General features: G+C 31.3%; 10 protein-coding genes. All 10 read left to right on the top strand.

All coding sequences use genetic code 11. The features are described 5' to 3' along the window. Window positions 1–8 precede the first annotated feature (8 nt). Genes AC1EJ5_RS08760 through AC1EJ5_RS08805 form a run of 10 tightly spaced genes read left to right on the top strand, consistent with a single transcriptional unit; the run spans window position 9 to window position 9,127 of the window. Window positions 9–461, top strand: coding sequence for an arginine repressor (locus AC1EJ5_RS08760; RefSeq protein ID WP_223420432.1), 453 nt, complete (start codon window positions 9–11; stop codon window positions 459–461). Further along, complete coding sequence (recN, locus tag AC1EJ5_RS08765) at window positions 461–2,149, top strand: DNA repair protein RecN (protein ID WP_308749146.1); 1,689 nt, start codon at window positions 461–463, stop codon at window positions 2,147–2,149. Before AC1EJ5_RS08760 ends, recN begins: the two co-directional genes overlap by 1 nt. Then, complete coding sequence (locus AC1EJ5_RS08770) at window positions 2,142–2,690, top strand: NUDIX hydrolase (RefSeq protein ID WP_308749147.1); 549 nt, start codon at window positions 2,142–2,144, stop codon at window positions 2,688–2,690. Before recN ends, AC1EJ5_RS08770 begins: the two co-directional genes overlap by 8 nt. Next, window positions 2,680–3,378, top strand: coding sequence for a segregation and condensation protein A (locus tag AC1EJ5_RS08775; protein WP_223420429.1), 699 nt, complete (start codon window positions 2,680–2,682; stop codon window positions 3,376–3,378). Before AC1EJ5_RS08770 ends, AC1EJ5_RS08775 begins: the two co-directional genes overlap by 11 nt. Then, on the top strand, window positions 3,375–3,899 hold the full coding sequence (gene scpB / locus AC1EJ5_RS08780) for an SMC-Scp complex subunit ScpB (protein WP_479815745.1): 525 nt from the start codon (window positions 3,375–3,377) through the stop codon (window positions 3,897–3,899). Before AC1EJ5_RS08775 ends, scpB begins: the two co-directional genes overlap by 4 nt. Then, entirely contained in the window at window positions 3,889–4,584 is a 696-nt protein-coding gene (locus AC1EJ5_RS08785; RefSeq protein ID WP_479815747.1) for a pseudouridine synthase, read from the top strand. The genes scpB and AC1EJ5_RS08785 overlap by 11 nt, the downstream gene beginning before the upstream one ends. Before the next feature lie 27 nt (window positions 4,585–4,611). Then, window positions 4,612–5,826 (top strand): BaiN/RdsA family NAD(P)/FAD-dependent oxidoreductase, encoded by a 1,215-nt coding sequence (locus tag AC1EJ5_RS08790; RefSeq protein WP_479815749.1) that lies wholly within the window; start codon window positions 4,612–4,614, stop codon window positions 5,824–5,826. Next, window positions 5,823–6,476 carry a (d)CMP kinase gene (gene cmk / locus AC1EJ5_RS08795; protein ID WP_311486182.1) on the top strand — a complete coding sequence of 218 codons (654 nt, stop codon included), beginning with the start codon at window positions 5,823–5,825 and terminating at the stop codon, window positions 6,474–6,476. The genes AC1EJ5_RS08790 and cmk overlap by 4 nt, the downstream gene beginning before the upstream one ends. Continuing rightward, window positions 6,466–7,071: a lysophospholipid acyltransferase family protein gene (locus tag AC1EJ5_RS08800; protein ID WP_479815751.1), complete on the top strand. Its 606-nt coding sequence runs from the start codon at window positions 6,466–6,468 to the stop codon at window positions 7,069–7,071. The genes cmk and AC1EJ5_RS08800 overlap by 11 nt, the downstream gene beginning before the upstream one ends. Continuing rightward, window positions 7,058–9,127, top strand: a complete 2,070-nt coding sequence (locus tag AC1EJ5_RS08805; protein WP_479815753.1) for a bifunctional 4-hydroxy-3-methylbut-2-enyl diphosphate reductase/30S ribosomal protein S1 — start codon at window positions 7,058–7,060, stop codon at window positions 9,125–9,127. Before AC1EJ5_RS08800 ends, AC1EJ5_RS08805 begins: the two co-directional genes overlap by 14 nt. The last annotated feature ends 122 nt before the right edge of the window (window positions 9,128–9,249 follow it).

Raw genomic sequence — 9,249 nt, forward strand, 5'->3', positions numbered from 1 at the left:
GGGAAATTATGAAAAAATATACTAGACAAAGATTAATATTAGATATTATTCAGAATAATGACGTCAGAACCCAAAGCCAACTTTCTGATATGTTAAAATCTCAAGGAGTAAACGCTACACAAGCAACTATTTCTAGAGATATTAAGGAGCTTAGGATATCAAAGGTTCAAAGTGATGATTATGAATATAAATATACTGTAGTAGATGCTGTATACGATACACTTACAGAAAGAATTGAGAAGATTTTTAAGGAAGCAGTGCTTTCAGTAGAAAAATCAGCCCAGATGATTGTAATTAAAACAATTTCTTATTGTGCAACTGTTTGTGGTCAATATATAACAAATGAGAAATTGGAAAATATTGGTGGTATGGTTACAGGAATTGATACAATATTTATCACTCCAAAAGACTTTGAATCAATTGATGCCCTTGTAGAAGAAATTAGGAATCTTATCAAATAATGCTTGCTGAGCTTTACATAGATAATTTTATCATAATAAAAAAAGACCATATTTTTTTTGAAGATAAATTTAATGTGTTAACTGGCGAGACAGGGTCTGGCAAGTCCATAATACTCGAGGCAATAAACCTACTTTTAGGCAAAAGAGCCAGTAAGGATACTATAGGAAATTTCAAAGATCAGACAATTATAGAAGCCGTTTTTATATTAAAAGACTCTTTAATCAATAAATTTGTAAACCTTGGCATAAGCTTTGATGATGATAAGCTAATAATAACCAGAAATATTGGTAAAAATTCATCAAGTATAAGGATTAATGGCAGACTATCAAATATTAATATTCTTAAAGAAATAAGTGATGATCTTATAGATATTTATAAGCAGGGCGATTCTAATATCTATATGAATAAAGCTAATTACATTGACCTTATTGATTCTTATCAAAATGATCAAAGAACTAGAGAACTAAGAAAGAATTTGTCCGACCTATATAAGGAAAAAAATGATTATCTTAGACGTTTCAAAGATTTTGATCTTACTAATGAAGAATTGACAAGAGAAAGAGATCTTATAAAATATCAGATTGATGAGATTGATAGTATAGATCTTTTTAATATAGATGAAGAAGAGATAGAGCATGAATATAAGAGGCTTACAAATATAACTAGTTTAAAGGAAGGCTTTTATAAGACACTTGAACTTATTGACTCAAATGATTATGACAAGCCATCTATAAGCAGTCTATTAAGTGAAGCATCTTCAAATATTGGAGATTTCATAGAAATAGATCACAAGTCGTCTGAACTTTATAATAGGCTAGTTTCTTTATCAGATGAACTTGATGATATTTATTCAGAAGCTGATTCTTATGTAGATTTTTTATCGACTGATCCAGAAAAATTAGAGACTTTGGAAGAACTAAATAAAAAACTATTTGACCTTAAGAGGAAATATGGAAATAATATTGAAGATATTAAAGAATATTATGAATCAATGAAAGAAAGGCTAGAAGAATTAGACCAAATTGATGATCTAAGGAACAACTTAACTAGTATTTTAGCCAATGTTGATGAAAAAATGGTCGAAAACTCCGAAGAAATTCATGACATTAGACTTAAGAAGATAGAAAGCCTTGAAAAATCTCTTAATAAAGAAATAGTGGAATTAAATATAAAAAATGGTAAATTTAAAGTCGACCTTAAAAAGAAAGATAGTATCGATAAGCTTGGCTTTGATGATATTGACTTTTTAATTAGAACAAATAAGGGAGAAAATTTAACATCTCTTACCAAGACGGCCTCAGGCGGAGAAATTTCAAGAATTATGCTTGCCTTCAAGGAAGTTTTTGCAAGTTTTGATGATATAGATACAATGATATTTGATGAAATAGATACAGGTATAAGTGGTAGGACTGCTCAAATCGTTGGAGAAAAGATCCTAGATTTATCAAAGAAAAGACAGGTTATAGCTATAAGCCACTTACCACAAATAGCATCACTTGCAAATAATCATATTTTAATTAGCAAGGAAGATTGCGGCAACTTTACTATATCTAGTTCAAAAAATATAAAAGAAGACGAGAGAACCCTTGAAATAGCCAGGCTAATTGGTGGGGTAGATATAACAGAAACTACTATTAAATCAGCCAGAGAGATTTTAGAAATGGCGGAGGATCTAAGAAATGAATGAACAAAAGTTTTATGAGAAGACAATAAAGTCTGATACTATTTACGATGGAAAGATACTTAAATTAAGGGTAGAAACTGTAGAACTTGAGAATAAGAGATATTCAAAAAGGGAGATTGTTGACCATCAAAAGGGAGTAGGAATTATAGCCTTTGACGGACCTGATAAGATATGGATGGTTAGTCAATATAGGAAGGCGATTGACAAGGTAACTTTAGAAATCCCAGCAGGTCTTGTTGATCCTGGTGAGTTACCAATTGAAACAGCTAAAAGAGAACTTCAAGAAGAAGTTGGATATTTCCCAGAAAAGGTGACCTATTTATTTGATATGCACGCTTCTCCTGGATTTACCAATGATAAATTGTCATTTTTTGTAGCAGAAGATTTGGTGGAATCATCCCTAGACTTAGATGAGGATGAAAATCTAACAAGTAAGTCTTATCTAGTTACTGATTTATATCAAATGGTAGAAAATGGTGAGATTACTGATGCTAAATCAATTATTGCTATTTTTTATGCTCTAAGAAGAATAAATGAAGCTTAATATTAAGCTTGAAGATTTTGAAGGTCCTTTTGATTTACTTTTAAAGTTAATCGACAGGGAAAAAATAGATATTTACGATGTAAAAATAGAAGAGATAACAAACCCATTTTTAGAAGAAATGGCTAAGATGGATATTGATATATCAATGTTATCTGAATTTATATATACTTCATCGATACTTTTGACAATTAAGGCTAATAAACTTTTGCCTAAGGCAGAAAATGAAAATCTTGAAGAAGACTTCTTATCTTATCTTATAGAATATAAAAAAATAAAGTCAGTCCAAGACGATTTTAAAACCTTAGAAGAAGAAGCTAGAAAGATTCACTCGAAATATCAAGAAGACCTTTCAGCATTTCAAAGTGAAACTTTAGTAATTTCTCAAGATGTGGATATATTATCACAAGAATTTTCTAAATTGATAAAAAGGCTAGAAAAAGAAAAACAGAGTGAAGAAAAGATTTTTGAACAGGTAAAAATACCTGATGTTAATACCTACTTAATGAGTCTTAGGAAAACTTTAAACTTTTCAAAGGAGCTAAATCTTGTAGATATTACTAGGAGGATAAACTCTAAAGCAGAATGTATTGCAACCTTTTTGGCCTTATTAGAGATGGTAAAGTTAAATGAAATATATATAAAGCAAACAGAGATAAATTCATTTAAAATTGTTAAGAGGGTTAAATGACTGATATTTACTTAAAGGGCCTTATAGAAGAGGTCCTATATGTATGGGCAGAGCCTATAAGTATAGACGAAATAAGTAAAATTTTATATGATTATTCTAAGGTTGATATTAAAAAAAGCCTTGAAGAAATGATAAAAGAGAGAGAAGACTTAGATAGCGGCCTTATTATAAGAAATTTCAACGGTTTATATCAGTTTACAACCAGAAAGGCAAGTGATAAGTATTTTGAGTCACTTCTTTCAAAATCAGAAAAAAAATTAACAAATTCAACTCTTGAGACCCTATCGATAATTGCCTACAAACAGCCAATCACAAGAGTAGAAATTGATAAGATTAGGGGGGTTAATTCCCAATCAACAATAGATTCTCTTATAGATAAAAAACTAATTACAGAAAAAGGAAGACTAGATAAGATTGGTAAACCTATTATTTATGGTACAACTTCTGAGTTTTTAAAATATTTCAACCTAAATTCTCTTAAAGACTTACCTGAGATAAGGATTGATAATAATGAGGATTAACAAATATATAGCCAATTCAGGATACACTTCAAGACGCAAGGCTGATGAGCTTATTATTGCCGGCAAGGTTAAAATTAATGGACAAGTTATTATTGAGCCAGGTATTAAAGTTAATGACGGAGATAGGGTAGAAGTTAGTGGGAAACTTTTAGAAATAGAAAAAAAGTTTTATATAAAATTATATAAGCCTGTTGGCTTTATCACATCGAACTTTGATCCATATAATGAAAAAGACCTAAATGATCTTATAGATATTGATGAGAGATTTTTTGCTGCTGGAAGGCTAGATAAGGATAGTGAAGGCCTGTTGATAATAACTAATGATGGAGATTTTACCAACAACCTAATCCACCCTAAATTTAAACTTGATAAGGAATATACTGTTAAAATTGACAAGAAATTAATAAAAGATCAAGAAAAAAGATTTGAAAAGGGATTAGATATTGGAAATGGGGAAAAAACCTCAGATGCTAAACTAGAATACTTGGGGGACAATACATACAGGGTAATAATTCATCAAGGCTATAATAGGCAGATCAGAAGGATGTTTAAGGTTTTTAATGCTAATGTAATTAATTTAAAGAGAATTAGGATTGGTAAAATTAAACTTTCTGACCTTAAGGAAAAAGAGTACAGATATTTTAATGATGAAGAATTAAAATTTGTAGAAGAAATTAGAAGATAGGAGACTATCTTTTTTTGTGGGATAAATATGAAAAGAATCGGAATAATTGGCGGAGGGCCTGCAGGCCTTATGGCAGCAATATGTGCAAAAAATAAAAATAATCACGTAACCATATTCGAGGCTAATGATAAAGCAGGAAAGAAACTCTTAATGACTGGTGGCGGAAGGTGTAACATTACAAATTCTGCATATTTTGAAGATTTTTTAGAAAATGTAGTAACTAATAAAAAATTTATTTACTCGGCTTTTACAAATTTTGATAATTATGCCTTAATAGATTTCCTAAATAAAAATGGTTTGGAGACAATTATAGAAGAAGATGGCAGAGTTTTTCCAAAAAGCGAAAAGGCAATTGATATTGTTAGTTTTTTTGAAAATAAAATTAAAGAAAAATCAATTGACTTAAAAACTAATACAAAGATCAAAAAAATTTATAAGGATGAAGTTTTTTATCTTACTGATCAGAATGATAAGACCTATACTTTTGACTATTTAATAATTGCAACAGGTGGCAAGTCTTATCCAAAGACAGGTTCTGACGGAAATGGTTACTTATTGGCATGTAAATTAGGACATAAAATTATTTATCCAAGGGCGGTACTTGTGCCCATTTTTATAAATAATAAATTATCTTTAAAGGCACAGTCCTTCAAGAATGTGAGTTTGAATATAAAAACAAAAGATGAAAACATAAGTGTTAGTGGAGATTTATTGATAAATGGAAATTTCCTAACTGGACCAGCAGCACTCAAGGCTAGTTCATTCATATTAGGGAAAAATATAGTGAAATTTTCTATAGATTTTTTACCAGACCTAACTTATAATGAATTAGAAAAGCATATCTTAGACATGATAGGAGATAATACAAAAAAGACTCTAGGAAATGCTCTTAGATCCCTTATTAACTCTTCCTTTTTAGAAGAGATTTTAAGATTGGGAAAAATTGACTTTAATAAAAATGTAAGTGAACTTACAAAAGAAGATAGAAAGGCTATAGTAACATATATAAAAGATTTCAAAATAGACTTTGCTAGGCTGGGTTCTTTTGAATCGGCTGTTGTAACAAGGGGAGGAGTAGATTTAAAGGATATTAATCCCAAAAATATGGAGTCTAAATTGATAGATGGCTTATTTTTTGTCGGAGAAATCTTAGATATAGATAGTCTCACAGGCGGATTTAATTTACAAACATATTTTTCAACAGCCTATGCTGCTGGAACTTTTATTAAGGAGAATACATGACTTATATAATTGCAGTTGATGGACCTAGTGGATCTGGAAAATCAACTATATCTCAAATTATAGCAAAAAAATTAAATATAGAGTACTTAAACACCGGTCTTATGTATAGGGCTGTTACAAAATATTTTCTAGACAATAATCTTGATGAACAAACAGACGATGAAATACTTAAAAGGATTTTAGAAGAAATAAGTATTGATTTTAAGGATAATAGATTATTATTAAATGGAATTGATGTGACAGATAAGCTAAGAAACGATGAGGTGACAGCAAATGTTTCTTGGGTTTCTGCGAGATCTTATGTAAGGGAGAAAATGGTAGACCTCCAAAGAAAAATTGCAGAAAATACATCCTTTATACTTGATGGTAGAGATATTGGAAGCGTAGTTTTTCCCGATGCTAAGTATAAGTTTTATCTAACTGCATCTGCTATTACTAGAGCGAAAAGACGTTTTGACCAGGGAGAATCTGACATGACTGTTGAGGAAATTGAAAAAGCTATCATAAAAAGGGATAATTATGATTCAAATAGGAAAGTTGCACCACTTAAAATAGCTGAAGGTGCTGTGGTTATAGATAGTTCTAATTTAGACATTAATCAAACAGTTGATAAAATACTATCGTATATGGAGAAAGATGATGTTTTATAATATAGTAGTTGCTATTTTAAGAGTATTATTTTTCCCATTTTTTAGGATAAAGGTTCATGGTAAGGAAAATATACCAGAAAATCCAGCTATAATTGCCTGTGCTAATCATTGGTCAAACCTAGATCCTTTTTTTCTAGCCTTAGGCTTGCCCATAAAATTTAATTTTATGGCAAAAAAAGAATTATTTGAAATTCCAGTTTTAAGAAATATTTTAAAGGCAGCGGGAGTTTTTCCTATCGATCGCCATGGTAATGACCTAAAAGCTTTAAGATATGCAATAGGACTAATAAAAGACGGGAAGACTCTAGGGATTTTTCCTGAAGGCACAAGAGTAAAACAAATTTCTCGTGAAAATATGCACGAAGGTGTTGGCTTTATTGCCCTAAAGGCCAAAGCAGATATACTTCCAATTGAGATTGTTACAAATTATAAGTTGTTTTCTAGAGTGGATATATACGTGAAAGAGCCTATAGAGATTATAAAATTTCAGGAAATAAAAAATAAAGAAGCTATGAGTATGATAAGTGATGAAATATTTGAAAATATTTATGAACATAGAAATGTCTTAGGAAGAGAAAATAATGGAAATAATTAAAGCAGAAAATTCTGGTTTTTGTTTTGGCGTAAAAAGAAGTGTGGACTTAGCAGAAAAGGCACTTGAAAGTGGGAAAAAGGCTTATTGCCTGGGTCCTTTAATACACAATCCCCAGCTTGTTGAAGATTTCGAAAAGAGAGGCCTAACTGTTATTGATCACGAGGAAGCTCTAAATATCAAGGATAGCTTGATTGTTATTAGAGCCCATGGAGAAAGTAAAGCTCTAAAAGAAAAGCTTATTGAAAATGGAAATGAGCTTTACGATGCAACATGCCCTGTTCTTACTAATATATATAAAAAAATTACAGAAAAAGAAAATGAAGGCTATCAAGTAATAATTGTTGGAGATAAAAATCATCCAGAAATAATTGCTATGGACTCTTGCATAAATAAGGGTATAATAGTTGGAGATGAGACTGAAGCAAAAAATATTAAGAATTATGATAAGCTATATGTGGTAAGCCAAACCACAAATAGGTTAGAGTTTTTCAGAAATATTGCTAACAAGTTAGAAGAAAATAATGATAGTGTAGTAATAGAAAACACAATCTGCAATGCAACTAAGTTAAGGCAAGACTCAGCAAAAAAACTTGCGAGTCAAGTGGATTGCATGATTGTAGTTGGTGGTTTTAATAGTTCTAATACAAACAAGCTATATCAAGTAGCTAGTTTGTTTTGCAAAAATGTTTTTAGGATTGAAACTGTTAAAGATCTACCTTTGCAAAAGCTCTCTAAATTTAAAAAATTAGGAATAATCGCAGGAGCGTCTACGCCTGAGTCGATTATCGAGGAGGTAGTAAGTAGTATGGATGAATTCACAAAAGAAGAATTTATGAACAGTCTAGAGGATAGTTTAAAGAAGGTTTACCCAAAAGAGGTAATCAAAGGTACAGTAATCAACGTTAAGGATGATGAAGTATTTGTTGACATCCAATATCGTGCAGATGGTATTGTTAAACTAGACGAAATGACTGAAGAAGAAAAACAAGATCCAAAAAACAGTTTTGAAGTTGGCGATGACATTGATGTATATGTTATCAAACTTGACGACGGTGAAGGCAATGTATCCCTTTCTACAAGAAGAGTAGAAGGAATGAAAGCTTGGACAGAACTAGCTGAAAAATACGAAAATGATGAACTAGTTCACGGTAAAGTTACAAGCTTTAATAAGGGTGGCCTTACAGTTGAAGTTAATGGCGTAAATGGTTTTGTACCAGCTAGCCAAATTGCAACATATTTCGTTAAAAATTTAAAGAAATTCGTTGGTGAAGAATGGGATCTTAAGATTATCAGCATCGATGAAAGAAAGAATAGACTAGTTTTATCTAGAAAAGATGTTTTAGAAGCAGAACTAGATGACCTTTGGGAAGAGCTTGAAGAAGGCCAAGTAGTGGAAGGTAAAGTTGCAAGACTAACTGACTTTGGTGCATTCGTAGAAGTAAATGGTCTTGATGGTCTACTTCACGTTTCTGACATTGCTTGGACAAGAGTAGAACATCCATCAGATGTTCTAAATGTAGGCGATGACATTGAAGTTAAGATTCTAAAACTAAACAAAGAGAAAAACAGAATCTCTCTTGGACGTAAACAACTTCTTGAAAAACCATTCGAAAAATTTGTTAACGAACACGAAGTTGGCGATGTAGTTGAAGGTAAGGTTGTAAACCTACTTGACTTCGGTGCTTTCGTTGAAGTAGCAGATGGTGTTGAAGGTCTAGTACACGTTTCTGAAATTTCTTGGGAACACGTAGAAAAACCATCAGATGAATTAAATGTTGGTGATACAATTGAAGTTAAAATAATCTCAATTGATAAAGAAGAAGAAAAAGTTGGACTTTCTATTAAGGCTCTTAAAGAAGCACCAGAAAGACCAGAAAGAAAGCCAAGAAAACAAGCTAGAACCAACGATAAACCAAGAAGAAAAGTTGAAAGAGATAACTCAAAAGCCTTTGGTGATGATGACCTAAACAACAACCTTGGTGATATGCTTGCTCAAGCTTTATCAGAACAAGGATCTGAAGATTTACTAGGTTCTATCGAAGAAGACGCTGAGTAAAATTAATAATTAAAAAGGGATGACTTAGTTCATCTCTTTTTTTACTTGTCTACTTTAGTGAGTTGAGCGAACGAAAGAGAGCGAAACAAAAAACCACCTGCTATGCAGGTGGAGGGATTTAG

It is taken from the genome of Anaerococcus sp. C0059F3, from assembly GCF_056590475.1.